This window comes from Kribbella sp. NPDC059898, assembly GCF_042730855.1.
Taxonomy (GTDB): Bacteria; Actinomycetota; Actinomycetes; order Propionibacteriales; family Kribbellaceae; genus Kribbella.
Genome location: NZ_JBHWKR010000001.1, coordinates 871,546 through 898,409 on the forward strand (window position 1 = coordinate 871,546; position 26,864 = coordinate 898,409).

22 protein-coding genes are annotated in these 26,864 nt (G+C 69.0%); 7 read left to right on the forward strand and 15 right to left on the reverse strand.

Going from position 1 to position 26,864, the window contains the following annotated elements:
* Positions 1-87: 87 nt before the first annotated feature.
* Entirely contained in the window at positions 88-2,022 is a 1,935-nt protein-coding gene (gene acs / locus ACFV9C_RS04395) for an acetate--CoA ligase (RefSeq protein WP_380190883.1), read from the forward strand.
* Between the two features lie 166 nt (positions 2,023-2,188).
* Here acs and ACFV9C_RS04400 read toward each other — a convergent pair whose 3' ends face one another.
* Together ACFV9C_RS04400 and ACFV9C_RS04405 are read right to left on the reverse strand one after the other, a co-directional pair.
* A complete protein-coding gene (locus ACFV9C_RS04400) occupies positions 2,189-2,707 on the reverse strand; it encodes a DUF402 domain-containing protein (RefSeq protein WP_380190638.1) in 519 nt (172 codons plus the stop codon).
* The gene (locus ACFV9C_RS04405) at positions 2,704-3,414 is read right to left on the reverse strand and encodes a class I SAM-dependent methyltransferase (RefSeq protein WP_380190639.1); all 711 of its coding nucleotides are present in this window, start codon (positions 3,412-3,414) and stop codon (positions 2,704-2,706) included. Before ACFV9C_RS04405 ends, ACFV9C_RS04400 begins: the two co-directional genes overlap by 4 nt.
* A gap of 55 nt (positions 3,415-3,469) precedes the next feature.
* Between ACFV9C_RS04405 and ACFV9C_RS04410 the strand changes: the two genes are divergently transcribed.
* From ACFV9C_RS04410 to ACFV9C_RS04420, 3 genes are all read left to right on the forward strand, one after another.
* Positions 3,470-3,907: a hypothetical protein gene (locus ACFV9C_RS04410; protein ID WP_380190884.1), complete on the forward strand. Its 438-nt coding sequence runs from the start codon at positions 3,470-3,472 to the stop codon at positions 3,905-3,907.
* 89 nt (positions 3,908-3,996) lie between these two features.
* Positions 3,997-5,826: an asparagine synthase (glutamine-hydrolyzing) gene (gene asnB, locus ACFV9C_RS04415; RefSeq protein ID WP_380190640.1), complete on the forward strand. Its 1,830-nt coding sequence runs from the start codon at positions 3,997-3,999 to the stop codon at positions 5,824-5,826.
* Between the two features lie 11 nt (positions 5,827-5,837).
* A complete protein-coding gene (locus ACFV9C_RS04420; protein ID WP_380190641.1) occupies positions 5,838-6,296 on the forward strand; it encodes a MarR family winged helix-turn-helix transcriptional regulator in 459 nt (152 codons plus the stop codon).
* On the opposite strand, the gene ACFV9C_RS04425 is transcribed toward ACFV9C_RS04420, so the two are convergent.
* Positions 6,293-7,201 (reverse strand): superoxide dismutase, encoded by a 909-nt coding sequence (locus ACFV9C_RS04425; protein ID WP_380190642.1) that lies wholly within the window; start codon positions 7,199-7,201, stop codon positions 6,293-6,295. The genes ACFV9C_RS04420 and ACFV9C_RS04425 overlap by 4 nt on opposite strands.
* A 98-nt stretch (positions 7,202-7,299) precedes the next feature.
* Here ACFV9C_RS04425 and ACFV9C_RS04430 point away from each other — a divergent pair, with 98 nt between their 5' ends.
* Entirely contained in the window at positions 7,300-8,283 is a 984-nt protein-coding gene (locus ACFV9C_RS04430; RefSeq protein WP_380190643.1) for an ArsR/SmtB family transcription factor, read from the forward strand.
* A gap of 133 nt (positions 8,284-8,416) precedes the next feature.
* Positions 8,417-10,231, forward strand: coding sequence for a DUF222 domain-containing protein (locus ACFV9C_RS04435; protein WP_380190644.1), 1,815 nt, complete (start codon positions 8,417-8,419; stop codon positions 10,229-10,231).
* A 776-nt stretch (positions 10,232-11,007) separates the two neighbouring features.
* On the opposite strand, the gene ACFV9C_RS04440 is transcribed toward ACFV9C_RS04435, so the two are convergent.
* From ACFV9C_RS04440 to ACFV9C_RS04490, 11 genes are all read right to left on the reverse strand, one after another.
* On the reverse strand, positions 11,008-14,568 hold the full coding sequence (locus ACFV9C_RS04440) for a discoidin domain-containing protein (protein WP_380190645.1): 3,561 nt from the start codon (positions 14,566-14,568) through the stop codon (positions 11,008-11,010).
* 167 nt (positions 14,569-14,735) lie between these two features.
* Positions 14,736-16,376, reverse strand: a complete 1,641-nt coding sequence (locus ACFV9C_RS04445) for a cation acetate symporter (RefSeq protein WP_380190646.1) — start codon at positions 16,374-16,376, stop codon at positions 14,736-14,738.
* Positions 16,373-16,714: a DUF485 domain-containing protein gene (locus tag ACFV9C_RS04450; RefSeq protein WP_307863702.1), complete on the reverse strand. Its 342-nt coding sequence runs from the start codon at positions 16,712-16,714 to the stop codon at positions 16,373-16,375. The genes ACFV9C_RS04445 and ACFV9C_RS04450 overlap by 4 nt, the downstream gene beginning before the upstream one ends.
* Before the next feature lie 42 nt (positions 16,715-16,756).
* Positions 16,757-17,581, reverse strand: coding sequence for a class I SAM-dependent methyltransferase (locus ACFV9C_RS04455; protein ID WP_380190647.1), 825 nt, complete (start codon positions 17,579-17,581; stop codon positions 16,757-16,759).
* A gap of 37 nt (positions 17,582-17,618) precedes the next feature.
* Positions 17,619-18,356 (reverse strand): cytidylyltransferase domain-containing protein, encoded by a 738-nt coding sequence (locus tag ACFV9C_RS04460; RefSeq protein WP_380190648.1) that lies wholly within the window; start codon positions 18,354-18,356, stop codon positions 17,619-17,621.
* Positions 18,344-19,159, reverse strand: coding sequence for a hypothetical protein (locus ACFV9C_RS04465; RefSeq protein WP_380190649.1), 816 nt, complete (start codon positions 19,157-19,159; stop codon positions 18,344-18,346). Before ACFV9C_RS04465 ends, ACFV9C_RS04460 begins: the two co-directional genes overlap by 13 nt.
* Positions 19,159-20,559 (reverse strand): hypothetical protein, encoded by a 1,401-nt coding sequence (locus tag ACFV9C_RS04470; RefSeq protein WP_380190650.1) that lies wholly within the window; start codon positions 20,557-20,559, stop codon positions 19,159-19,161. Before ACFV9C_RS04470 ends, ACFV9C_RS04465 begins: the two co-directional genes overlap by 1 nt.
* Positions 20,560-20,569: 10 nt before the next feature.
* Positions 20,570-21,700 (reverse strand): DegT/DnrJ/EryC1/StrS family aminotransferase, encoded by a 1,131-nt coding sequence (locus tag ACFV9C_RS04475; RefSeq protein ID WP_380190651.1) that lies wholly within the window; start codon positions 21,698-21,700, stop codon positions 20,570-20,572.
* Complete coding sequence (gene pseB / locus ACFV9C_RS04480) at positions 21,697-22,680, reverse strand: UDP-N-acetylglucosamine 4,6-dehydratase (inverting) (RefSeq protein WP_380190652.1); 984 nt, start codon at positions 22,678-22,680, stop codon at positions 21,697-21,699. The genes ACFV9C_RS04475 and pseB overlap by 4 nt, the downstream gene beginning before the upstream one ends.
* A gap of 100 nt (positions 22,681-22,780) precedes the next feature.
* A complete protein-coding gene (locus tag ACFV9C_RS04485) occupies positions 22,781-23,221 on the reverse strand; it encodes a type II toxin-antitoxin system VapC family toxin (protein WP_380190653.1) in 441 nt (146 codons plus the stop codon).
* On the reverse strand, positions 23,211-23,438 hold the full coding sequence (locus ACFV9C_RS04490) for an AbrB/MazE/SpoVT family DNA-binding domain-containing protein (RefSeq protein WP_380190654.1): 228 nt from the start codon (positions 23,436-23,438) through the stop codon (positions 23,211-23,213). The genes ACFV9C_RS04485 and ACFV9C_RS04490 overlap by 11 nt, the downstream gene beginning before the upstream one ends.
* A gap of 114 nt (positions 23,439-23,552) precedes the next feature.
* Here ACFV9C_RS04490 and ACFV9C_RS04495 point away from each other — a divergent pair, with 114 nt between their 5' ends.
* Positions 23,553-24,575 (forward strand): PseG/SpsG family protein, encoded by a 1,023-nt coding sequence (locus ACFV9C_RS04495; protein WP_380190655.1) that lies wholly within the window; start codon positions 23,553-23,555, stop codon positions 24,573-24,575.
* Here ACFV9C_RS04495 and ACFV9C_RS04500 read toward each other — a convergent pair.
* Positions 24,568-26,796 (reverse strand): hypothetical protein, encoded by a 2,229-nt coding sequence (locus ACFV9C_RS04500; RefSeq protein WP_380190656.1) that lies wholly within the window; start codon positions 26,794-26,796, stop codon positions 24,568-24,570. The genes ACFV9C_RS04495 and ACFV9C_RS04500 overlap by 8 nt on opposite strands.
* Positions 26,797-26,864: the final 68 nt, after the last annotated feature.

The following is a 26,864-nucleotide window of genomic DNA, read 5'->3' on the forward strand; positions in this document are numbered from 1 at the left end:
GGCGCGCGGCCGCGCCGAAGCCAGCGAGGAGGAGTCGTCGACGTGACGGATCAAGAACCACCGCAGTCCGAGGCACTGTCGAACCTGATGCACGAGGAGCGTCGGTTCGAGCCGCCGGCCGAGCTCGCCGCCAACGCGAACCTGAAAGCGGACGCCTACGAGAAGGCGGCGGCGGACTTCGAGGGGTTCTGGGCGGAGCAGGCCAAGCGGTTGACCTGGGCCACCGAGCCGACCGAGGTGCTGGACTGGAGCAAGCCGCCGTTCGCCAAGTGGTACGCCGACGGCAAGCTCAACGCGGCGTACAACTGTGTCGACCGGCACGTCGAGAACGGTCTCGGCGACAAGGTCGCGTACTACTTCGAGGGTGAGCCCGGTGACACCCGCGAGATCACCTATGCGCAGCTCAAGGACGAGGTCAGCAAGGCGGCCAACGCGCTGCTCGAGCTGGGCGTGAAGGCCGGCGAGATCGTCGCGATCTACATGCCGATGATTCCCGAGACGGTCGTGGCGATGCTCGCCTGCGCCCGGATCGGCGCCCCGCACACGGTGGTCTTCGGCGGCTTCTCGTCCGACGCGTTGAAGGGCCGGATCGAGGACTGCGACGCGCGCGTGGTGATCACCTCGGACGGCGGGTACCGGCGGGGCGCCCCGGCGGCGTTGAAGCCCGCGGTGGACGCCGCGCTGGTGGACTACCCCAAGGTGCGCAACGTGCTGGTCGTGAAGCGCACCGGGCAGGACACCGCCATGGTCGAGGGGCGCGACCTGTGGTGGGACGACTTCGTCGGCAAGCAGTCGACCGAGCACACGCCGGAGGCCTTCGACGCCGAGCACCCGCTGTACGTGATGTACACGTCGGGCAGCACGGGCAAGCCGAAGGGCATCCTGCACACCACGGGCGGCTACCTGGTCGGTACGTCGTACACGCAGTGGGGTGTGTTCGACCTGAAGCCGGACACCGACGTGTACTGGACCGCCGCCGACATCGGCTGGGTCACCGGGCACAGCTACATCGTGTACGGCGCGCTCGCGAACGCGACCACCTCCGTGCTGTACGAAGGCACTCCGGACACCCCGCACCAGGGACGCTGGTGGGAGATCGTCCAGAAGTACAAGGTGTCGATCCTGTACTGCGCTCCGACGGCGATCCGCACCTTCATGAAGTGGGGCGCCGACATCCCGGCGAAGTTCGACCTGTCCTCGCTGCGGGTGATCGGGTCGGTCGGCGAACCGATCAACCCGGAGGCGTACGTCTGGTACCGCGAGCACATCGGCGGGGACAAGGCGCCGGTCGTCGACACCTGGTGGCAGACCGAGACCGGGATGCACATGATCTCGCCGCTGCCGGGCGTCACCGCCGGCAAGCCGGGCGCCGCGATGAAGGCGATCCCGGGTGTGGCGGTCGACGTGGTCGACGACGCGGGCAACTCGGTGCCGGACGGGTCCGGTGGGTACCTCGTCATCACCAAGCCGTGGCCGGCGATGCTCCGCACGCTGTGGGGCGACGACCAGCGGTTCGTCGACACGTACTGGTCGCGCTGGCCGGGCGTGTACTTCGCGGGCGACGGCGCAAAGAAGGACGAGGACGGCGACCTCTGGCTGCTCGGCCGGGTCGACGACGTGATGAACGTGTCCGGGCACCGGCTCTCGACGACCGAGATCGAATCCGCGCTGGTCTCGCACCCGAAGGTCGCCGAGGCGGCGGTCGTCGGCGCGTCCGACCCGACCACCGGTCAGGCGATCGCGGCGTTCGTGATCCTCCGCTCGGAGGCCGGCGACGGCGGTCCGGACGTGGTGCAGGAACTGCGCAACCACGTCGCGAAGGAGATCGGGCCGATCGCGAAGCCGCGCCAGATCATGGTCGTCTCGGAGCTCCCGAAGACCCGCTCCGGCAAGATCATGCGCCGCCTGCTCCGCGACGTCGCCGAGAACCGCGAGGTCGGCGACGTCACCACCCTCGCCGACTCGACCGTCATGGACCTGATCAAGACCAACCTGGACTCCGGCAAGTCCGACGAGGACTGACCCGCACCGCGCACACCCCCGGTGCCCGGGAAACCCCCGGGCACCGGACATCCCGCGGACCGCCATCCCCGCGTACCCCCCCGCGAGTCGTGGCGTTCGGCTCTCGCCTTCAGCGCCGAGTCGTGGATCGAGGCGGCGAAATCGCCCGGTATTTCGTCGCCGATTCTCACGACTCGGCGGAGCCGTCGAGCAACGAGGGGAGTTGGGCGAGGGTGGTGACGGGCTCGGGTGGGAAGTGGTGGGCGGGGCCGATCGGGCCTTCCTCCGGGCCGCGGAGGTAGCGGTTGACGAACTGCTGGGTGGCAGTGAGGGTGTCGGCGCACTGGGCCGGCGTGATCTGCCCCTCCCGCAGGGCGTCGGCCAGCTCCTCCAGGTCCAGGACCTGGTACCGCTGGGCCGCCGGCGGTATCAGCAGATCGACGTACATGTCGTGCACGACCAGCCCGCGTTCGGCGTACTCGATCTCCACGAGGTCGACGTACCACCAGCCCTCCATCGTCCCCCCGAAGACGGCCGGCCTGGTGAGCTGCACCCCCTCCCCGAGCAGCAGATAGCTCCGGTCCACCGTCGGCCGCCCGGCAACCTGGTACTGCGGGAGGATCCGTACGTCGTACGCCACGACATTCCCGAGCCGCCGGCCGTGGCACCACTGACCCGTGCGATGGAGTACCTGGACCTCGTTCATGCCGGCCGTGCCCGGAGGATGATGATGCCGACGTACTTGGACAGCCACGCCTGTTTGTGCGGGTAGCGCTGCTTCTTTTCGTCCGATAGTTGCGGTTCGAGGATCTCCTCGACGCCGAAGCCGTTGCCGGTCAGCGCGTTGTGGATGGTCGAGAACGTGTCGGTGGTGTGGGTGACAGTGATCTCCGGGTTCCACAGCGACGGGTACGAGTACGGCCCGACCGCGTGGTACGCGTCCCCGATCCCGACCCCGTCCCGCTCGGAGCGCTCGACGGCGTACCGGATCGGATGGGCCATCGAGACCACCAGTACGCCGTCCTCCGTCATCAGCGAGCGCACCGTGCGGAGTGTCCGGGCGCGGTCGCGCGCGTAGGCCAGGGTCTGGAGGAACAGGACCACGTCGAACCGGCGGCCCTCCAAGACGTCGAGTTCGTCCAGGGACGACAGGTCCGCCGTGTGGAAGGCGACCTCGGCCGGCCCGGGCAGGAACTCGGCGCCGATGTCCACCCCGACGGCCGACGCGGCGCCGTGGTGCGTGACGAGTTCGATCGCCTTCTGGCCGTTGCCGCAGCCGACGTCCAGGATCGTCCGGCCCTCGACGGAGCCGATCATCGACCGCTGGGCGTCCCATTCCATCAGCCGGTCGAGCGAGTCCTCCCGCGATCGGCGTTGCTCGTAGTCGGTGGTCAACGTCTGCCACGGATCCATGGCCGCGAGGCTACCGGGTGGTGGACTGGGGCGGGACTACCTTCTGGGGGTGACTATGGCGATCCTGGCGGTGGTGCATGCGGGGTTGGCGGCGGCTTGGGTGGGTGGGATGGCTTACTCGTTGTTCGTGGTGCAGCCGAAGGTGAAGAAGTACTTCGGGGCGGATCGTGAGGGGCGGGAGATGCTGACCGCGGTGATTGCCTCGGGCAACCGGTGGAAGGTGGTCGGGCTGGTGGCGGCGATCGCGGTGACCGGGGTGGGGATGCTGCTGATCGACCACGACCACTGGCAGATCCACGCCATCAAAGGGCTGCTGCTGCTGATCGCCACCGGGATCTTCTGGTACGTCTCTTGGCGGCACTGGCCGCAGCGGGTGTTCGCGACCGCGGCCGAGCTGCCTGTTCTGCAGCGCCGGCTGGTCAAGCTGGCCGGCGCGATGCTCGGGCTCGCGGGGCTGGCGTTCGCGCTCGGGGTCGTCGCCACGCACCTCTGAGAGGTTAGTCACTCAAGCGAGCGTTGTCGTCACTCTCCGCCAGAAATACATTGGAATGGAATGTATCTCTGGCAGAGGGGAGCAACCGGATGTGTGGCATCACCGGATGGGTGGCGTACCGGCAGGACCTCGAGGCGGAGCGGGCGGTCGTCGAAGCGATGACCGAGACGATGTGCTGCCGCGGACCGGACGCGCGCGGCACCTGGTACTCCAGACATGTGGCGCTCGGCCACCGCAGACTCGCGGTCATCGACCTGCCCGGCGGCGAACAGCCGATGACGACCGAGGCCGGGGACGTCACGCTCGGGATGGTCTACAGCGGTGAGGTCTACAACTACACCGAGCTGCGCGACGAGCTCCGCCGCCGCGGCCACCCGTTCACGACCGACTCGGACACCGAGGTGGTACTGCGGGCGTACGCCGAATGGGGCACCGCGTTCGCGGAACGGCTGAACGGCATGTATGCGCTGGCGATCTGGGACCCGCGGACCGAGACCCTGGTGATGGTCCGCGACCGGATGGGCATCAAGCCGTTCTTCTACTACCCGACCGCGGACGGCGTGCTGTTCGGCTCCGAACCGAAGGCGATCCTCGCGAACCCCGCCGTACCGGCCGTGGTCGAGGCCGACGGGTTGCGCGAGCTGCTCACGGTGTCGAAGACGCCCGGCGCCGCGCTGTGGGCCGGGATGCACGAGGTCGAGCCGGGGACTGTCGTCACGGTGGACCGGAACGGCGTTCATACCAGCGTGTACTGGCGTCTCGAGACCAAGCAGCACGTCGATGACCAGGACACCTCGGTCGCGCACATCCGGGAACTCCTCGACGACATCACCCGCCGGCAGCTCGTGGCCGACGTACCGAAGTGTGTGCTGTTGTCCGGTGGTCTCGACTCCAGTGCGATCACCGCGCTCGCCGCCGGCCAGCTGGCCGAGGAAGGGCGGAAGGTCCGCAGCTTCGCGGTCGACTTCGTCGGGCAGGAGGAGAACTTCCAGCCCGACGAGCTCCGCGGTACGCCGGACACGCCGTACGTGCACGACGTCGCGGACCTGGTGCACTCGCAGCACTCGGACATCGTGCTGGACAACGCCGCGCTGACGGATCCGGAGATCCGCCGGAAGGTTGTCCGCGCCAACGATGCCCCGCTGGGCGGCGACATCTTCGCCTCGCTGTACCTGCTGTTCTCGGCGATCCGCGAGCAGTCGACGGTCGCGCTGTCGGGCGAGTCGGCCGACGAGGTGTTCGGCGGGTACCTGTGGTTCCACGATCCCGACGTACGGAACAAGCCGATCTTCCCGTGGATCGCGTACCTGGCATCGCGGCGGCACGGAAACCAGCCGCATGTACTGCGGAAGGACGTGCTGAAGCAGCTCGATCTCGGCGGGCATCTGCGCGACCGGTACGCCGAGGCGGTCCGGGAGGTCGAACGGCTGGACGGCGAGTCCGACGACGAGTGGGCGATGCGCAAGGTCTGCTACCTGCACCTGACCCGGATGGTGCGGATCCTGCTGGACCGCAAGGACCGGATGAGCATGGCCGTCGGGCTGGAGGTCCGAGTCCCGTTCTGTGACCACCGGCTCGTTGAATACGTATACAACACTCCGTGGTCGCTGAAGACCTTCGACGGCCACGAGAAGAGCCTGCTCCGGGCCGCCACCCAGGACGTGTTGCCGCAGTCGGTGGTGGACCGGCGGAAGTCGCCGTACCCACAGACACAGGACCCGGCGTACGTCGCGACGCTGGCCGGGCAGGTCCGCGAACTCGTCGCCGAGCGTCATCCGGTGTTCGAACTGGTGGACCGGAAGAGTGTGCAGCAACTGGCGACCGCGGCCGACGGCTCGGCCCGTAGGCAGCTGGAACAGACGCTGTCGCTGGCGACCTGGCTGGATCTCTACCGGCCGGAGATCACGTTGCTGCGGTAGGAGAAATTTGGATGACTGTGCCAGGATGGCGCTTCCCGACGGAGGTGATCGCGATGGCGCAGGAAGCGTTGCAGCTGCTGGTCAGCATGCACCGGATCGTCCGGCATCTGCGTCGGAGCCGGACCACGTCCCTGATGCACCCGACGCAGTTCCTGGCCCTGATGCTGATCGCGGACGAGCAGCCGATCCGGATCGGCGAGATCGCCGCCCGGGTGCCGTGTTCGCAGCCGACCGCGACCACCACGGTCGCGGGCCTGGAGGAGGCCGGCCTGGTCCGGCGCGAACCGGACCCGGTCGACGGCCGCGCGACCGCGGTCGTGCTCACCGACGCGGGCGCCGAGACCGTGGCGGCATCCGGACAACAGGCAGCTGACGAACTCGCAAAGGTCCTCAGCCGCCTAGACGAAGCCGACCGCACGCTCGTCCTCCAGGCCGGCGCCGTGCTCGCCCGGGTGACCGACGACCTCTAACGAAGCCCCGGTACGACGCTGACGGTGTACGGCGGCGTACCGGGCGCGAGGTCGAGCTGGCTGTTCACCCACAACAGCCGGCCGCGGTCGCGGGCGATCGTCGTCGGGGTGGCACCGGCCGCGCCCGGGCCCGAGTCGGCGATCAGCGTCGCCGTCGTGAGGTCGTCGTTCAGCAGCGCGAATCTGGTCACGTACTTCCCGCCGCCGGCGTTGTAGAGGGCGTACAGGCGGTGTCCTTCGAGCAGGTAGCCGTCGCCGGAGAGGATGCCGTTCGGGACGTTCACGACGCGGACCTGCTTGGTCCGCAGGTCGACCCGGTACGTGACGTCCTGGCCCTGCTCGCCGATCAGCAGCACCTTGCCGTTGGTGACGATGCCGTTCAGGAAGTACGGCGTCGGCTGGATCTGGTCGCGGGTGATCCACGGTTCGAGCTCGCCGAGCCCGGCGCGGGTGAGCGGCGCGCGCCAGATCTGGTTGTGTGCGGAATCCGTCACGTACACGGTATCGCCGGCGATCGTGAAGTCGTTCAGGAACGAGCCGTCCGCTGCCCTGCGTACGGCGAGCAGGCGGCCGTGGGCGTCGTACAGGAAGAGCTTCGAGGTGCTCGCGCCGGCGATCAGGACCCGGCCCCAGCGGTCCACGTGGATGCCGGTGGCCGACGTACGGCCGTCGCTGCCGGGCGCGAGGAACCGGGTGAGGTGCGGCGTGCGCGTGCTGCCGCGGTACACGGCGCCGCTGCCGACGCTGGTCACGTACATCGTGCCGTCCGGTGTCACCGCGATCCCTTCGAGGGTGTCGCCGGGAGTGGTGGACACGACGTACTCCGTCGGCCGGTTGACCGTGGTCGCGCCGGCCGTCGGTGCGGTCAGGAGCAGGAGGGCGGTGAGGAGCGCCAGACGTTTCATCCGGCCAGCGTCCGAGGGTACGACGCGGCGCCGCGACCGGATTCGGTCTGAACCGAAGAGGTCTGTCGCACGGTCCTCGCGGCGTTCACAATCGGGGGATGATCAGGGTCCACTTCACCGCGGCGGACCTCGGCCGGATCACGTTCCCGGTCGAGCCACACCCGCTGTGGGAGGCCGCGCTCGCGGCCCGGGCCCTGGGCGACCGGTCGATCACCCCGACGGCACGGCGCTGGCGGCGGTCGGCCGCGCCGCGAGTACAGGGGTCGATGCGCCCACTGTTCAAGCTGATCTCGCCCGGTGGGTTGTTCCCGGACTTCCTGACGCCGGAGGTGGGTGCGCCCGGTCTGGAGCCGGCGGTCGAGGCGTTGACGGAGACGCCGTCGTCCGTCATCCGCGACGAGTTGGAACCGTGGCTGCCCGCGGAGATCGACCGCTACATGCGCGGTCTGCTGGAAGGTGGCGCCGGGTCGCGTCGCGCTCTCGGGAACGCGGTCCGGGACTTCCATCAACAGGTGCTGATGCCGTCGTCGGCCGAACTCCAGCGGCGCTACGGGGCCGACCTGGGTATCCGCTCACAAGCCTTGCTCCACGGCGGAATCGACGGACTCCTGTCGTCGCTGCATCCAGATATCGAGTGGAGTACTCCGGTCCTGACGACGTACGGCCCCACTGAGAACCGGACCGTTGACATCCACCTGAACGGCCGCGGCCTCGAACTGTACCCGTCCCCGCTGGTCACGAGCTGCCTGGCCCTGGACGCCCCCAACCGACGCCCCGTGCTCGTCTACCCCTGCGCCGACCTCGCCGAACCCGACGCCGACCCCACCACGACGGACGCCCTCGCGGACCTCCTGGGCCGCACCAGGGCCGCCGTCCTCCGCTCCCTGACTCACCCCGCCACCACAACCCAACTGTCCCGCCGCCTGGGCATCTCCCTCGCCTCCACCTCTGACCACACCCGAATCCTCCGAGCCGCCGGCCTCATCACCACCCACCGAACCCAAGGCACCGCCCTCCACGCCCTGACCCCCACCGCGCGTCCGTTGCTGACCAGAGCTACGCGGAATGAGCTCAGTGGATAACGGCACCACCAAGCGGCCTGCGGTGTTGTTTGATTGCCTGAGGCAAGATCCACAGGTGTGGACAACAAACTTCTTTATTTCCAAGGGGTTCTGGCTTTGAAAACTGTCGGAGGGTGTGTCTAGAGTCGTCGGCATGGACAAGGCGCCGGAGGTGATGAGCGAGGACGAGCTCGTGCGTGCGCTCGATCAGGCCGACGCCGACCTCGCCCATATCGAGACCCGTCGGCTGCGGCTGATCGCCGCGTTGGACAAGACCGGGTACGCCGAACGGGTGGGCGCCCGTGACACGGTCCAGTACATCGAGTACCGCTACCGCCTCGACCATTACCGCGCCCGCCGCGACGTCCAACTCGCCCATGCCTTACCCAGGTACTCCGCGGTGAGTGCCGCGCTGGCCGGTGACGAATGCTCGAAGGTGGTGCTGCGCCCCGCGCAGGCCGAGGCGATCGTGCTGGAGCTGGAGAAGGCTCCCTCGACGGTGCCGGTCGAAGACCTCGACGTCGCCGAGGCCGAACTGGTCCGCCTCGCCCGCCACCTGGCCCCCGCCGATCTGCGCAAGGCCACGATCCAGGCCCGCGACATCCTTGACACCGACGGCCTCGAACCCGAAGAACACAAAGCCGCCGCCCGTGAGTCGCTCACCTTGTCCGCTGTCGATCGCGGTGTGAAGTTCAAGGGCTACCTGGCGAACGAGAACGCCGAACTCCTCCGCACCCTGATCACCACTGGCGCCCGCCCCCACAAGACCATCGACGGCGCCCCCGACCCGCGTCCCCGCGAAAAGCGTCAGGCCGACGCCCTCACCGCCGCCCTGACCCTGGCCGCGACCGCCCTCGACGCCGGTGTCCCGTCCCCCACCATCCCCCGCCCAACAACCAGACCCGCACCACCGGACACCACAGCGCCAGGAACCGGAACCTCAGGAACCGCAATGCCGGCGACCGCAATGCCGGCGACCGCAGCGTCAGGAGCAGGCGCGTCAGGAACTGCGGCGTCAGAAACTGCGGCGCCGGGAACGGCGGGCTCGGGTGGGGGCGCGGCGGGGTCGGGTACGGGAGCGGGCGCGGCGGCGACCGACGCGACGGGTGCGGCGCCGACAACCAGTCCCGCACCTGACGGCGACTCCGCGCCCCTGGACCGCGACGGCACCGCGACGAGTAGTTCCACCCGGCAGGGCGCCGCGGCCGGCCGCGGCGTCGTACCAGGTTTCGGTGCGAAGGCGAACATCACCGTCACCATCGACTTCGAGGACCTGAAAGCCGCCACCGCGGACGGGGTCGGGCAAACCGTCTACAGCAACGGCCTGTCCGCGGCCGCGGTCCGCCGACTGGCCTGTGACGCGAACATCATCCCGATCGTCCTCGGGTCGAACTCCGAACCGTTGGACGTCGGCCGCTGCGAACGCCTGGTCACCAAGGCGATCCGCCGTGCCCTGAACACCCGCGACAGAGGCTGCGTGGTCTGCGGAGCCCCGCCGGTGATGTGCGAGGCCCATCACCTGATCCACTGGGTGGACGGCGGAACCACGGCCGTCTCGAATCTCGTTCTCCTGTGCCGCAGCGACCACACCGACCTGCACAACGGCCACTGGCAGATCACCATCACCAACGATGTCGTGCACGTCACCCGACCGATCTGGGCCGACCCACCACCCCGCCCGGGACTGCTTCCTGAGATCGCATCACCACTGTCGTGGCCACGACCCGAGGTGTCGGACGTCGGCCGATCGCCCACGGGCGACGCACCCTTCGACGATGCGCCTCGGTACCGTGCCGCCGCACGTCGATCGGTCACCAACCCGCGAAAAGCCGGCCATGACGAGGAAGCGTTGCGCGCCGCCACCTACCTCGCGATCTGGGGCGAGCACCTCCCGCCCGACAACCCATCAGCCGAAGACCTGAAACTCACCTCCACCAACCCCTGGGACCAAGCCGCCACTGCAGTCTGATCCGCCCGTTCTGGGGCTTGTTCGAGCCCGACGGGGCGACTCCACGCGCTTGCCCAGTCCGGTGTACCGATCCGGTTCCGGTGTGCTGTTCGCCGCGGCGGGTCGGCAGTCGGCGCAGGTGGGCTGTCGAGTGCCGAGTCCGTGCACAGGCGCTCGAACCACCTGATCGAATGCGCCACTGGCCAGGATCCTGCACTTCGCCCGCACCCGCTGCAGCCACCCTCGACAACCTGACGAACAGAGCCGGATCCGCGCTGCGCCCGTGCACACCCGTCCCGCGTCGCGCGTCCGGCATCCCGTGCCGGCGTCCTGCGTTCTGTGTGCTGTGCTCGCCTCCCGCGCTCCCGCGCTCCCGCGCTCCCGCGCTCCCGCGCTCCCGCGCTCCCGCGCTCCCGCGCTCCCGCGCTCCCGCGCTCCCGTGCTCCCGTGCTCCCGTGCTCCCGTGCTCCCGTGCTCCCGTGCTCCCGCGCTCCCGTGCTCCCGTGCTCCCGTGCTCCCGTGCTCCCGTGCTCCCGTGCTCCCGTGCTCCCGTGCTCCCGCGCTGCGTGCCGCGTCTTGCGTTCGGGTTCTGTGTAGTGCATTCGGCCGCCCGCTCGTTGGTCGCTGTGTCGCGTGGCTGCTGGTTCGGCGGGCGGGGCCTGCCCGGGGGCGCGGCTGTGGCGGAGTGTGCGTGTCGGTGCGAGGGACTGCCTGGCACAAGAGGGGAAGTGCGCACATCTGCCGGATGGGCGCACTCCCCGAGTTGCTGTTCCCACAGTTCAGGTTGGCTGCGGGTACTAGTTGCGGTGGATGGTGAAGGTTGTGGTGGTGTTCTGGATGTCGGTGGTGTTGTTGGCGAGGGTCAGGTTGGTGAAGGTGACCTCGCCGCGGGCGGGGCCTTGGCCGGGTTCGGGGAGTTCGTTGGCCCAGATGCCGAAGCCGGACTTGGTGTCGAAGGCGTCGCCGGACTTGTGGGCGCCGGTGATCGTCGTGTTGGTGAAGATCGTGTCGGCGACCGGGAACTGTGGACTGCCGCCGACGTAGTTGGTCTGGAACATGATTCCGGAGTACGTCGGGTCGACGATGTCGAGGTCGGACACCCGGATGCCCTGGAAGATCTTCGACGCCGAGAAGACCCAGACCGCACCGAACGCCTGGTTGCCCCAGAAGTGGCCGCCGGAGCGGACCACGGACACGTTCTGGAACTGCGTCGGCGGCGTCGCGCCGAAGCCGTTCATCGGGATGCCGAAGTCCAGCGAGCTGATCGTGATCCCCGGGTACGTGAGCATGTCCGCCGCGTACAGGTTCCGGAAGATGTTGTTCGTCCCGCCGTACACCGCGAACCCGGCGGCCCGCCAGGTCAGCGTCGCGGACAGGTTCTCGAAGACGTTGTCCCGCACCTCGCCGCCGCCGTTGTCGGTGGCGTTGAACAGCGCGAAGCTGTCGTCACCGGTCGACCGTGCCTCGTTGTTGCTGACGGTGTTCCCGGCCGACCCGTTCGTCATGTTGATGCCGTCGGCGAACGTGTCCCGGATCCGGGAGTTCTTGATCGTCGACGTGTCGGTGTTCGAACCCCAGTACAGGCAGACCATGTGCTCGACCCAGACGTTGTCGATGGTCATGTTCGCCGTACCGGAGAAGTCGAACACCTTCCCCGGCCCGTCGATCCGCGACGTGTAGTTGCCGAAGTACGCGAACCCGCTGAACGTCGACCCGTTCGCCGACGCCTCGGACCGGAAGCCGATGTCGGTGTTGTCCTGCGTGTCCGGCGCGCGGAACCGGGTGAACCACGGCCCGGCGCCGATCACCTTCACGGCCTTCCCGTACACCTGGAACTTCGACGACGTCTGGTAGTCGCCCGGCGGCAGGTATACACCTTGCAGCGTGCTGTCCTGCCGTACCTGGTCGAGCGCGTTCTGCACGTCCTGCTGGGTGAATCCGGCAGGCGTCACGAACCCGGCACCCGGGTTCCCCAGGGCCGCAGCAGCCTCGGTGTCGACGAAGTCGATCGAGTACGTCGTACCGTTCGCCGGGTCCTTCTGCAGCCGGATCTTCGTCCCGGCCGGGTACATCTGGTCGAGCATCAGGTTCGCTTCGTCGTAGATGTGCCGCGCCGGCCCCGACCCGGGCGAGTTGTTCGGCGACGCCTCCGCGCCGTACAGCCAGGCGTACTTCGAGGTGAGCGGCAACGTCTTCGCGAAGGTCCCGTTCACGTAGACGCTGAGCGTCGACGACTGCCCGCCGACGCCCGCGGAATCCGGGATCGAGAACCGCGTGACCAGCGTGTTCGTCGTGGCCCGGGTGGTGAACTCGACGTACGCGCCGTTGCTGTTCAGCGTGACCGCGCGCCGCCCGGACGCCTCGCCGGCCAGGTCGCCGATCGTCCGGTTCGGCCCGATCACGGTCGCGCCGCCGCCGACCGCGGCGTCCTCGGCCTCGAGGTGGTCATACGGCATGTTCGCGCCGCGCCCGACGAAGAACGGCCGGTCGCTGGTGTTGTTGGTCCGCTTCACCGGCAACTCGTTGGCGTCGTCCGCCAGTACGACGCGCACCGTGTAGCGCCCGTTCGCCGCCGTCCAGTTGCCCAGGGCAATGGCTGGCGTGGTCGAACCGGCCGCGATCGAACCGTTGTACGCACCGGTCAGCGTCGTCACCACGGACGACCCGTTCAGCACCGTGAGCGTGATCCCGTGCGCACCGGACCCCGAGGCGACACTGCCCTGGTTCTTCAAGGACACCGAGAAGGAAACGGTGTTGCCTGCCGACGGATTGCCCGGCGTCCAGCTCACCGCGGAGGCGACGAGGTCCGAGCTGGCCACCGGAGTCACTACTAGCGGTCCGGAGGCGTTCGCGGTGTTGTTCCCGTCGTTCTGCTCGATCACTGTGTTGGCCTCGTCGACCTTCGCGCTCAAGGTGTACGAGCCCGCGTCGCGGGTCCCGATCGACGCGCTGACGGTGGTCGAAGCGCCGGCGGCCAGCGCGCCGACGGCCGCCGTACCGACCTTGGTGTCGCCGAGGTAGAAGTTCACGTCGGTTGCGCCTGAGCCGGCGGTACCGCCGTTGTTCACCGTCGCCCGCACCGTGATCATGTCGGTCTCGACCGGCGCCGTCGGCGTCCAGGAAACGCCGGAGAGCGTGAGATCCGGATTCGGCGCCGGTACGCCGAGCACCTGCAGCTCGGCCACCTGCCCGGCCGGTGCGCCGGTGTTCCCGGTGAAGTTCAGCCGTACGTCGGCCACTCGCGCGCTGACCGGGATCGTCACCGAGTTCCCGCTCGCCGGATCGAACGAGTAGTTGGCCGAACCAACAATCGTGGTGAAGCCGGAGGCGCTCTGCTCACGGCCGAGGATCGAGAAGGTCTGCGTCCGCGCACCCCACGCCGGATCGGGGTTCAGCCGGACGACGACCGAGCTGACGTCCGCGTTCGCACCGAGCTGCGTCGTCAACGTGGCCGGGCTGGCATTCCCTTCCCAGTACGTCGTGACGTCGTCGTCGTTCGCGTTCGCCGGTACGTAGGTGAACGTGTACCCGGACGCGGTGATCGGCTTGTGCAGCGCGAGGTTGCTGCTCGGCCCGCCGCTGCCGTTCCGCGTGACGGTGTTACTGTTCGACGATTGGTTGCCTGCAGCATCCTTCGCGCGGACGTAGTACGACACCGACACGTTGGCCGGCTGGTTATCCGTGTAGGTCAGCCCGGTCACGCTCGTGCGCAGCTGCCCGTTCGCGTAGACGTCGTACCCGGTCACGCCGACGTTGTCCGTCGACGCGTTCCAGGTGAGCTTGATCTGCCCGGCGCCGGGTTCGGTGTAGGCCAGGCTGCCCGGGGCGGTGGGAGCCTGGGTGTCACCGGTCGCCGGTCCGTAGACCTCGAGCTCCGACAGCTGACCCGCGGGCCAGCCGGTGTTGGCGGTGATCCGGACCCGGACGTACCGGGTGGTCGCCGTACCGTAGTCGACCGTCACGGTGTTGCCCGGTGGGCTGAAGGTACGAGCCGCGGAGGCGGACAGGTCGGTGAAGTTCTGCCCGTCGGTGCTGCCCTGGATCGCGAGGGTCTCGTCCCGGGCGCCCCAGTCGGTGGTCGGGAGCTTGAGTACGACCTGGTCGGTCGGGACGGACGAGCCGAGGTCGACCTGCACCCACTGCGGGAACGCGTTGTTCGCGCTCTCCCAGTAGCTGCTCTGGTTGCCGTCGGTCACGTTCGACGCGACGTAGTTCTGCGTACTGCTGCTGGCCGAGGCGGGCTTGCCGGCTGCGAGATTGCCCGCGGCCTCGGCGGCCTGGGCGGGGGCCACGAGTGGTGCGGCCGCGAGACTCGCGGCCAGCAGGGCGGTCAGCAACCGCCAACGGGGTATGCGCATGAGACCTCTCCTGATGGGGCGGACAGAGAAGAGTTCAAAACTTTCGCCAGATTGCTCATTTCTTGCGCGGCGTGTGGCTCATTGTTACGGCACGGCTACACGTGCGTCAACGGCTCACGACAAAGGGCCGGCTCGCACAGTGCGAGCCGGCCCTGAGGGGTACTGCGTCAGTGCTTGGTGGCACCCTCCGCGCCCGCGCCGGTGAAGGCGCGGACGGTGAGCTCGGCGTACCGCTGCTCACTGGACTTGTCCTTGCCGAGGTACGTCCCGACGACGCCGAACAGGAAGCCCAGCGGGATCGACACGATGCCCGGGTTGGAGAGCGGGAACCAGTGGAAGTCCGTACCGGTGATCATCGACTTCTCGCCGTTGCCGGACACCACCGGCGAGAAGATCACCAGCACCACGGCGGAGATCAGGCCCCCGTAGATGCTCCACACCGCGCCCGAGGTGTTGAACCGCTTCCAGAACAGGTTGAACAGCAGCGCCGGCAGGTTCGCCGAGGCCGCGACCGCGAACGCCAGCGCGACCAGGAACGCGATGTTCAGCTTCTGCGCCGGGATCGCCAGCGCGATCGCCACCGCGCCGATCCCGATCGCCGCGAACCGCGCGACCCGCAGTTCCTGCTTCTCGGTCGGCTTCTCCTTCGAGATGACGTTCGCGTACAGGTCGTGCGCGAACGACGACGCCGACGTCAGCGTCAGCCCCGCGACCACCGCGAGGATCGTCGCGAACGCGACCGCCGCGATCAGCGCCAGCAGGATCGACCCGCCGAGCGACCCGGCGCCACCGCCGACCGACTCGGCCAGCAGCGGCGACGCCACGTTGCCCTTCGACTCCGCGACCGCCGAGCCCTTGCCGGTGTTCAGCAGCGCCGCGGCACCGAACCCGAGCGCCAGCGTCATCAGGTAGAACACGCCGATCAGGCCGATCGCCCACTGCACCGAGCGCCGCGCGGAGCGGGAGTCCGGCACCGTGTAGAAGCGGATCAGGATGTGCGGGAGGCCCGCCGTACCGAGGACGAGCGCGAGGCCGAGGGACAGGAAGTCGATCTGGCCGGTGAAGTCCTTGCCGTACAGCAGGCCCGGCTGCAGGAACGACTCGCCGTGGCCGGACTTGGCCGCCGCCGAGCCGAGCAGCGTCGAGATGTTGAAGTGGAACTTCAGCAGCACCAGGAACGTGATCACGACGGTGCCGGCCATCAGCAGTACGGCCTTCACGATCTGCACCCAGGTGGTGCCCTTCATGCCGCCGATCGTCACGTAGATGATCATCAGCGCGCCGACCAGGACGATCACCGCGGCCTTCACGCCCTCGCTCTTGACGCCGAGCAGCAGCCCGACGAGCGAGCCCGCGCCGACCATCTGGGCGAGCAGGTAGAAGATCGACACCACGATCGTCGACGTCGCGGCCGCGGTCCGGACCGGCTTCTGCCGCATCCGGAACGCGAGCTGGTCGGCCATCGTGAAGCGGCCGGAGTTCCGCAGCAGCTCGGCGACCAGCAGCAGGGCGACCAGCCAGGCCACCAGGAAGCCGATCGAGTACAGGAAACCGTCGTACCCGTAGAGGGCGATCTGGCCGGAGATGCCGAGGAACGACGCCGCGGACATGTAGTCGCCCGCGACCGCGAGGCCGTTCTGCGCGCCGCTGAACGAGCGGCCGCCGGCGTAGTAGTCGGCCGCGGTCTTGTTCTGCCGGGACGCCCACCAGGTGATGTACAGCGTCACGGCAACGACCGCGGTGAACAGCGAGATGGTCAGTGCCCGGTTGCCAGGTTCGGTGGCCAGCGGGACCAGAAGTGCGTTCACCGGCGCCGCTCCCTCTTGTACTTGGCGTTCAGGCCGTGGGCCAACGGGTCGAGCTTCCGGTTCGCGAACCGGCCGTACAGGGCCGCGATCACGAACGTCGACACGAACTGCAAGAGGCCGAAGATCAGCGCCACGTTCACATGGCCGACCACCTTGTGGCTCATGAAGCCACGGGCCCAGTTGTTGCAGGCGACGTACGCGAGGTACCACGCCATGAAGGCGATCGTCCACGGTACGACGAAGTTCTTGTAGCGCCGTTTCAGCTCGGTGAAGTCGGCCGCGTCGTGGACCGCTTCGTACGCGCGGGCGTCCCGCTCGCGCACCATCTCTTCGTCCATGAGTTCCCCTTCACTGGACCGAACAGGTGCACGTTAGCGGCTTCAGAGGTGCGGCGCCACGGGACCGGTGATCGTACGGCGGTAGTTCGCGAACTCGCTCGGGTGCGCCCGGAAGCAGTCGGTCAGGTACGGCATCCGCAGCGGCTCCGGCGGCCGGGCGGTGTGGTCGTAGATCAGGTTGACCTGTTCCAGCACCTGCTCGCGCCGGGACTCCTTGAGTACGGCGACCCGCGAGTGCGACTGGGCCAGCTGCCGCAGACCGCCGCGGTCCAGGTCGTGCCAGTGCCGGAACCGGGCCTGCTCGATCATCGTGAACAGGTTCGACTGCTCCAGGATCGGCAGCGGCTCGAACCGGTCGCTGCCCCCGAATCCGTCCCCCTGCATGACCTGCCAGATCCGGCGTACCCACGGCACCACCGTGTCCGGGTTGTTCCAGAGCAGGCCGAGTACGCCGTTCGGGCGCAGCACCCGGGCGATCTCCGGCAGCGCCCGGGCGTGGTCGAACCAGTGGAAGGCCTGCCCGACGATGACCGCGTCCACCGACGCCTGCGCGAGCGGGATCGACTCGGCCGCGCCGGCCATCGTGTCGACCCCGGGGCGGCGGCGGCAGACCTCGAGCATCTCCGGCGACGGGTCGACCGCGATCACGTGGTGCCCGAGCGCGGCGGCCACCGCGGACAGCTTGCCGGTCCCGGCGCCCAGGTCGAGCACCTGCAGCCCGCGGCCCGGGCCGAGGATCCAGGTCAGCGCCTCGAACGGGAACGTCGGCCGGCCCGCGTCGTACGCGGCCGCGACGGCGCCGAAGGACTTGGCGCGCGCCGCGTTCACGCCGTGGTCGGCGTCCCCGGCCGGATCGTTGGTGGTCATCACGGCAATTCTGCCGTAGCCGAGGGCATGAAACCTGCTACTCGCCGAGTTTCTTCTGTTCGATGTGCGCGTTCAGCGTGGCCAGCTCCGGGTGCTCGTCCAGGATTCTGACCAGGTCGGCACAGCCGAGGCGGGAAGCGTCGAAGTCCTCGATCAGGGCGTCGAGCAACTTCCAGTCGTCCGCGGTGTCCAGCGTCAGCCGGTACTGCGACCCACCGCCGGACCACGGGAGGTTCAGCAGCCGCATCTCGCCCGACCGGTTCTGGTGCAGGTACGACGTCACGTGCTCGCGGTCGGCCTTGAGCGTGGCGTTCCGCTCCGCGTCGTACAGCCGAGCCGCGGAGAAGATCTCGAAGTCCATGCCGCGCGGGTAGGTCCGCTCCAGGCAGTTCGAGATGTAGAGGTCCAGGTCGTTCTCGGCCCGCCAGCGATCGACGCCCGCGGCAACGATCTCCGGATCGATCAGCGGGCAGTCCGAGGTGACCCGGACGATCCCGTCCAGGTCGTGCTCGCGGGCCGCACCCGCGAACCGGCTCAGTACGTCGTCCTCGCTGCCGCGGAACACCGGGAACCCGTCCTCGTTGCACAGCTGCACGACGAGGTTGTCGTTGAAGTTCGTGGTGGTCGCGACGATCACCGGGAGGCCGGTGCGGCTCAGCCGGTCGAGGTGGTGTTCGAGGTACGAACGGCCGGCGACGGTCAGCAGGACCTTCGCCGGCAGCCGGGTACTCGTCACGCGAACCTGCGTGATGATCCCGATCTTCAGCTGTTCCATCGGAACATCTCCCGGATTTCTGCGGGTCCGGCGACGTGGTCGACGCCCAGTTCGGTGTCGGTGAACTCGCGGGCGACCCGCGCCGGGACGTACGGCTGGTCCATCTCCGGCCACAGCCGCTTGATCCGCGCCTGACCGCCGAACGACGGGTGCTCGTTCTCCAGCACCATGGGATCACCGTAGACCCCCGCCCGCAGACCGAGCGAGCCGCCGTACAGAACCGCCGAGCTGAGCCTGTTCGACGCGACCCGCTCGTGCTTGCGCAGTTCGCGGAGCTGGTTGAGCAGGAACTTCGCGTTCGTCCGCCGCCAGTGCAGGCCGCGGTAGCCGTGCGTGATCACCCGGAATCCGGCGTCCTTGTAGACGTCGCGGATCGCGGGCTTGTCGTACTCGTTCCAGTACAGGCAGACGGTCACCGGGCCGGTCTCGTGCTCGTTGATCGAGGCAACGATCCGGCCGTGGTCGCCGAGCACGTGCTGACCCTCCCAGCCGTGGAACGGGTAGAAGATGGTGCCTTTGGCCCGTTTGTCCGGGGTGGCGAGCTCCGGGTGGGTCTTCAGCAGGTACAGCCAGACGGAGCCGATCACCGAGTAGTTGCGCAGGCCGAGCGCGTGCCCGCGGCGCCGGACACTGTCCGACCAGACGAACTTCGGCATGCCGGGCGCGAAGTTCGTGCCGTACGCGAACCCGTCGAGGATGTTCCAGCCGTGCTGCAGGTAGCCCCAGATGCGCGGCGGTTTCGACAGGCCGGCGTACGTCGCCATGATGTTGGCGTGCCCGTAGAAGTGGTTGGCGTGGTGCATCAGCGGCGTACCTTCTTGAGTACGCGCTGGAGGCGGCGGCGGATCACGCGGGCCGGGTTCATCACCGCATGACCGACGCGGTACGGGCGGGAACGGCGGATGCCCGAGACGGTCCCTTCGAAGAGGATGGCGCGGGCGCTCGCGTGGGCGAGCTCGTCCGCGAGGCGCGCGACGGTCCGCAGTTGCTCGGCGCTGCCACGCGGCCGGATCACCTCGTCCGGGGTGAACTCCGGCTCCGGCACGGTGATGCCGGCCATCGACGCCAGCCGTCCGGTCAACTGGTGCGCGTCGGCCGCGACAGGCCACGGCACCCGGCCGCCGCCTTCCAGCACCCGAGTGGCAAACCGCCGCAGGTGCTCGACAACATCCAACTCCTGCGGCTCCCCGAACAACCGATAGGAGCCCCCGTCAACAATCACATTATCCGGCGACCCCGCGCCACCACCCGCCAGCCAGGCGACATACGTGGGGATCACCCTGCGCAGCTCCGCCTGATCATCACATCGCAGGGCCATCAGCAGGTGCTCTTCCAACAGAACACCTTCGCCCTCAGGTACGACGCCCGCCGGAAGAACCGCCGGCACCTCCGCCCCCACCACGAAGTACCAGCCCGGCGCCAACTCGAACGCAACCCCCGCGTCAGCCGCATCCAGCACCACCCGGTACGGATCCATCAACACCGGCCCGTCGTTGCGCGAAGCAACAGCCCGCGCCGCGACCACCGCCGCCAACCCGTCCACCTCGGTCAAGGCAACCTCAGCCTGGACCAAGGAGGGGAACACCGCGTACGTCTGCTCAGCCCGCAGACCGGCGCTCGCAACAGCCGCCCTCACCCGCTTGAGCCCACCAGGCGCCCGGTCCCCGACCTCCCGCCCCCACTCCTCGTCCCGCGGCAACGCCGCCGAAATATCCGGCTGCACCAACCGCTCGAACCCAAACCCGTTGGCCGCCCCCAACAACAAGGTCCCCTCAGACCGGAGCAGCCCGCCGAGCCGCGCCAGACAGTCCCCCCAGCTGAACCCAGCCGTATCCGGCCCGACCACCCGCTCCAGCCCGTCCAACGCCACAACCACGTCGTACCCGGCGTCCACCTTCTCGTCCACCGCGAAACGGTCGAGGGAGCCGCAGAAGACCTGGCCCTTGGTGGTGGCGAGGAGTTCGGCAAGTTCCTCGGCGTCGGGGGCCGAGCGGACCAGCAGGTCGACCGACGCGACCCGCGACGCGACGAACTCGACCAGCTCGGCGGCGTGCGGGCCGGCGAGCAGGACGTCGGCGTCAAGGGTCAGAGTGGCGGCCAGGAGTGCCTCGGCCGCGGGTCCGGCAGCCGCGGGGCGGGCGTCGCCCGGGTGCAGGTCCGACCAGTCGAGCATCTCTCCGCCGACCAGGTTCGATCGGGTCACATTCGTCACGCTATCCAACCAAGTTCAGAAGGGTCTCGATCACCCGGTCCGCGTCGCCGTCGGTGAGGTCCGGGTAGAGGGGGAGGGACAGTTCCTCGGCGTAGAACCGTTCGGCGTTCGGGCAGAGGCCGCGCTGGTAACCCTGGTGCGCGAACACCGGATGCCAGTACACGGGGATGTAGTTGACCTGTACGCCGATCCCGGCCGCCCGCATCCGTTCGAAGATCTCGCGCCGTCGCCCGCCGAGGACGCGGAGCGGGTACAGGTGCCACATCGGGTCGACGTCCGCGCGCTGGACCGGCGTACGGACGCCGTCCACCCCGGCGAGGGCCGCGTTGTAGCGTGCGGTGATCTCCGCACGGCGGCGCTTGAACTCGGCGAGCCGGCGGAGCTGGGACAGGCCGAGCGCCGCGCCGAGGTCGGTGAGGCGGTAGTTCACGCCGTACTCGTGGACCTCCTGGTGCCACGGACCCTCGTCGGTGAGCTCGAAGCGGGACGGGTCGCGGACGAGCCCGATGAAGTGGAACTCGTGGGCCCGCTGGGCGAGCTCGGGGTCCTTGCAGACGACGGCGCCGCCTTCGCCGGTGGTGAGGTTCTTCGTGGGGAAGAACGACATGGTGGTGAGGTCGGCGAGGTCGCCGATGGGGCGGCCGTACGCCGATCCGCCGACGGAATGGGCCGCGTCCGCGAGGGTCTTCGCGCCGACTCGGTCGGCCAGGGACTGGAGGGCTGGGTAGTCGGCAGATTGGCCGGCAAAGTCGACCGCGGTGATGACCCTGGACTGTTCGGTGAGGAGTGCGGAGACAGCCTCTGGATCGATGAGGCCGGTTTCGTAGTCGATGTCGGCGAAGGTGATGCGGGCGCCGAGGATGGCGGCGCAGGAGGCGGTGGCCACGAACGTCATGGGGGTGGTGATGACCTCGTCGCCGGGGCCGAGGCCGAGAGCGGCGTACGCGATGTGGAGGGCGGCCGTGCCCGACGTACAGCTGACGGCTCGGTGGCCGCCGGACAGCTCCGAGATCGCGTTCTCGAAGGCCGTGACCGCCGGTCCCGTGGTCAGCCAGTCGCCGCGCAGGACCGCGGTGACCGCCTCGATGTCCGCCTCGGAGATCGACTGGCGTCCGTACGGCAGCACGGTCACCCGTCGCTTTCGAGGATCTTGCGGATCTCCTCGATCGAGTACCACTGGTCGTTCGTGTCGGAGGCGTAATGGAAGCCGTCCGGGACCGGGTTGCCGTCGGACGGCGGCTGGAAACCCCAGGTGGCGAGGTCCGGCTGCAGGACGAACCGGTTGCCGAGGGACACCGCGCGGCGGCCTTCCTCGGGGCTGATCATCTCCTCGTGCAGCTTCTCGCCGGGCCGCAGGCCGACGTCGTGCATCGCCGCGCCGGGCGCGATCGCCGCGGCCAGGTCGGTGACCTTCATCGACGGGATCCGCGGCACGTACAGCTCGCCGCCGGTCATCAGGTCGAACGTGTCGACGACGAACTCGACCGCCTGCGGCAGCGTGATCAGGAACCGCGTGCAGCGCAGGTCGGTGATCGGCAGCGACTGCCCGGCGGCGTGCAGCGCGCGGAACTTCGGGATGATCGAGCCCCGGCTGCCCATCACGTTGCCGTACCGCACGACGCTGAAGCGGGTGTCGTACGCCGCCGCGTAGTGGTTGCCGTTGATGAACAGCTTGTCGGCGGTCAGCTTGGTCGCGCCGTACAGGTTGATCGGGCTCGACGCCTTGTCGGTGGACAGCGCCACGACCCGCTTCACGCCGCTGTCGATGGCCGCCTCGATGACGTTCTGCGAGCCGATCACGTTGGTCTGCACGAATTCCCACGGGTTGTACTCACCGCTGTCGACCTGCTTCAGCGCGGCCGCGTGAACGACGTAGTCGACCCGGTGCATCGCCCGCAACAGTCGCGAACGGTCGCGGACGTCGCCGAGGAAGAACCGCAGCCGCGGGTCGTCGCCGAACGACTGCCGGACCTCCCACTGCTTCAGCTCGTCGCGGCTGAAGACGATGATCCGCCGCGGATCCAGATGCTCGAGTGCATGCCGTACGAACGTCCGGCCGAACGACCCGGTACCGCCGGTGACCAGGATGTCGGAGCCGGTAAGGATTGACACGCGAGCGGGACCCCTTCTGACGGACAGTTCCGAACTGCGCACACGCGGTGCGGACCTCGAAACAATAGCTGCCCCGTGAACGACCCGTTCAATCCCCGTCTCAATTCGGCGTGATCAGACCGACCCGCGGGAAGTACGTCCGGAACCGCTTGGTGTCCCGGGTGATTACCTGATAGCGACATACTGCGGCGTGAGCGCCGATGTAGAAATCGGGCAGCGGCGAGGTCTTCGCACCACCCTGCCGCCGGTACATCACAAACGCCTGAGCGGCCACGAAGCCGGCGTCGTAGGGTAGTGGTTCCCGTCGGAAGTCGCTGACCGGAAGGGCGGCGTCGACGTCCTCGATTCGGACGAAGCCAGCCGACACTTCTGCGTAGATGATCGGGTTGATCACCAGCTCGCCCTCATCCCGCGCCTGCGCGACTGCCGTCGCGGACCACTCACCCCAGTCCCGGCTATCGGTGAGGATGTCGAGCAACACACAGGTGTCGACCAGCGCGACGGGCTGCGTGACGAGCGTGAGCGTCCGATCACTCGCCACGCAACAGCTCCATCAACTCTTCGGTGCTCATCCCGCTCGTGGCCCGACCGCGCATCTCCCGTACCAGCCGCTGACCACGGGTCTCGGCTTCGGCCATCCGGATGATCCGCAGCCCGTCCCGCCCCTCGACCACTGTCACTTCGTCCCCCTCGTGGAGATGGTGCTTGCGTCGGAGCTCGGCCGGGATCGTCACCTGGCCCTTGCTGTTCAGTCGCATCGTGGCCTCCCACGTATCACATTTCCTACGTGTCACCAGCTTACCCACAATGGCCCTTCTCACGCTCGCCCACCCACCGGAACCGGATATACAACAGCCGATACGGTTCGGGGCGTGGAGCGCGTCGGGGTGCGATGTGATGTGGGGCCGGCCCGGGGGATCGGGCATGTGATGCGGTGCCTTGCGCTCGCCGAGGAGGTACGGCGGCGTGGGGCGGAGGTGGTGTTCGTCTGCGACGCGCCGACCGTGCCGTGGGCCGCGGCGCAGATCGCCGCGCGCGGGATCGACGTATATCCGGCGGTCTGGGAGGCGAAGGAGCACGTCGAGGTGTTCCGGCGGCTCGGGCTGGACGCGGTGGTGTTCGACTCGTACGACCTGGACGCCGCCGTCTACCGGGCGGTCCGGGCGAGCGGGCTGCCCACGCTGGCGATCGTCGACGGCGACTTCCGCGGCGCCGAGGCCGACGTACTCGTGGACCAGAACCTCGCGGCCGAGCTGGACCGCCCGGCGCTGCCGCCGGACACCCGGCGGCTGGCGGGCCTGCCGTACGTGATGATCCGCGACGAGATTCTCGCGCACCGCCCGGACACCGCGCCCGCCGATCGGCAGCACGGCGTACCGAAGGTGTTCGCGTTCTTCGGTGGCACGGACGCGTTCGGTGCGGGGCCGTACGTCGCTCGGGCGCTGGCCGCGACCGGGCTGCCGTTCGAGGCCACGGTGGTCGCGCCGGGGCCTGACCTCGCGGCGCGGATCGGCGAGGTGCAGCTGCAGCCGCATCAGGAGCTGCACGTCATCGGGCCGACGGATCAGCTGGCGGCGCGGGTGCGGGAGGCCGATCTGACGATCAGTGCGTCCGGTACGTCGACGTGGGAGTTGCTGTGCCTCGGTGCGACGGCCGGGCTGGTGTGTGTGGTCGACAACCAGGTGATGGGGTACGAGCGTGCCGTCGACACGCAGGCGGCTGCTGGGCTCGGGTTGTTGAGCGCGCTGCAGGAGGATCCGGCGTCGGCGGATCAGACGTTGAAACGGCTGCTGACCGATCCCGTAGAACGCGGTCGGCTGGCCCGCGCGGGGTGGGAGTTGGTGGACGGGCGCGGTCGAGAGCGTGTCGCCGACGCGTTGCTGGGCCTTATCTGAGTTCGTAGATGGTCGCGTCCAGCGTGGCGTGCCTCAGGCGGACGTAGTTGCGCAGCGACGGCGAGACGGTCCCCGCCCGGTTGTCGGCGTACAGCCATCGCACCCCCGCCTTGCGCAGGCGTTCGATCGTCGTGGGCGACGGCGCCTTGAACACGATGTCGTTGGCGGCGAGCTGTTCGCGGTTCCAGTACGGGATCAGGCTCGGGTTGGTGTCCTCGGCGAGGGCGATCCGGTTCGCCTGGTTGGAGTACGACCAACCCTCGACGAGCACCGGTCGCTCGGACAGGGCGGCCAGCCAGAAGTGCCGGCTGTCGCAGAGCCCGTCGCGCTCGATGATGCAGTGCGCGTTGGTCGCGATCAGCTCGCCCGGCTTGCTGTTCCGCCGCAGCCACTGCGCCGCACCCGCCTCCGCGGCCGTCGCCCCGCCGCGGAACGGATGTGCGAACACCAGGTTCGACGCTGAGTCCGACACGAACGCCTGCAACGGCACCAACGCGGCCCCGATCATGCAGGCCGCCACCGCGCCGCCGAGCAGCGCCACGAAGAAGTTCCCCGGACGTCGCGCCAGCTTCCAGCCCACCGCCACAAGCACCGCCACCGCGGCGGCCACCGCGATCGTCCACAGCCACGGCCCCTTGATCCCGCGCAGGTCCGCGGACTCCGACCGCGCCACCGCGAACCCGATCAGCCCGAGCAGCCCCGCGGCTCCCACCAGTACGACGGCCTTCCGGTCGCCGAGCCGCCCGACCAGGTTCGCCAGCCCGGCGGCCGCGAGTACGGCGATCATCGGGAACGCCGTCCGCAGGAAGTACAGCTGGCTCACGCCCGACTGGGTCGTCAGCAGCGTCCCGAGCAACCCCGCGACCGCGACCCCGGCCAGGAACACCGCCCCGGCGTCCCGCCACTTCCGCCCCAGGAAGAACAGCCCGGACGCGGCCAGCGCCCAGCTCAGCAGAGTCGTTGCCCCAGACAACAACTGGGCGTGCGGATTCGAGACCAGCAGCGAGAACGGCGCCAGCTGGACGAACGTCTCGAACGGCTTGATCTGCGTCCCCCAGGTGCTGCCGCCGAAGATCGTCACGAGCGCCGCCACGAACACCGCCAGCGCCACCAGCCCGCCGAGGAACGCCGGCCGCGTCGGCCTCCGCATCAGCCCCAACTGCAAGAACGCGAACGCGAACCCCACCCCGACCACCGGCAGGATCGTCGACTTCGCCCCGGCCGCGACCAGCGCGAGCAGCACCAGCAGCACCCACCGCGCCTTCGGCTTCCCGTCGGCCCGCAGCAGGTCGACCGCCACCACGCAGAGCGCCAGCGCGATCAGTACGCCGAGATTCTGCGTCGGGCTCAGGTACGCCGCCACCGCCGTCGAGATCCCGCCCAGCCCGGCCGCGGTCAACGGCTGCACCGCCCCGCCGAGCCCGGCGACGAACACCGCGAGCGGCCCGGCCCAGGTCGCGCCGGACTCCGCCGCCGGGGTGAGCCGGGTCGCGAGCGCGAACACCAGCCCGCACCCGGCCAGGAACAGCGGCAGCCAGCTCAGCGCATGGATCAGGTCGGTCAGGTCGATCCGCGTGCCCCACTGCGTCGCGGCCGTCGCCTGGTGGAAGAAGGTGTGGTACTTCATCGGCTCGCCGCCGAGCCACAGCGTCGAGATCGGTACGTCGTACTTCGCGCTCGCGGCCAGCGCCTGCTGGAACGCGAGGTCCGGGTACGCGCGCAGCGGATCGGTGTACGCCGGGAGGAACGCCCCCGGTCCGCGCCGGTACACGATCAGCAGCACGACCGCGGTGGACGCCGCCAGCAGCCACGCCTGCAGCGGCCGCAACGGCTGCTCCACCCGGCGCCAGACCCGCGCCCGGGCGTCACGGTCCAGGAACACGACCACGAGTACGACGGGTGCCCACACCCACGACCACGCCTGCAGCCCGATCGACGCGCTGGCGAGGTACACCAGCACCTGCGCCGCCGTACCGACCGCGAAGCCGGCGGACAGGTCCTCGACCAAGTTCCGTCGGTAGCCGCCGATCAGCCGCCAGAGCGCGAGCCCGGGCAGTGTCACCACGACCACCGTGAACAGGACGAACCGGACCAACTCGAAGACCGTCGAGTGCAGCGCGAGCAGCACAACCGCCAGCATGACGACCCCCAGCCCGGCCATCAGCCCGGCCAGCGAAGGCCCCGCACTCCGCGGCCCCCGCCGCCTCGCTTTCGCGCGCATGTCGTAACACTAATGTGAAACTGATCGCGCTAGGAACGCGGCCTGTCACTCCGTGTAGGCTTTGCGGC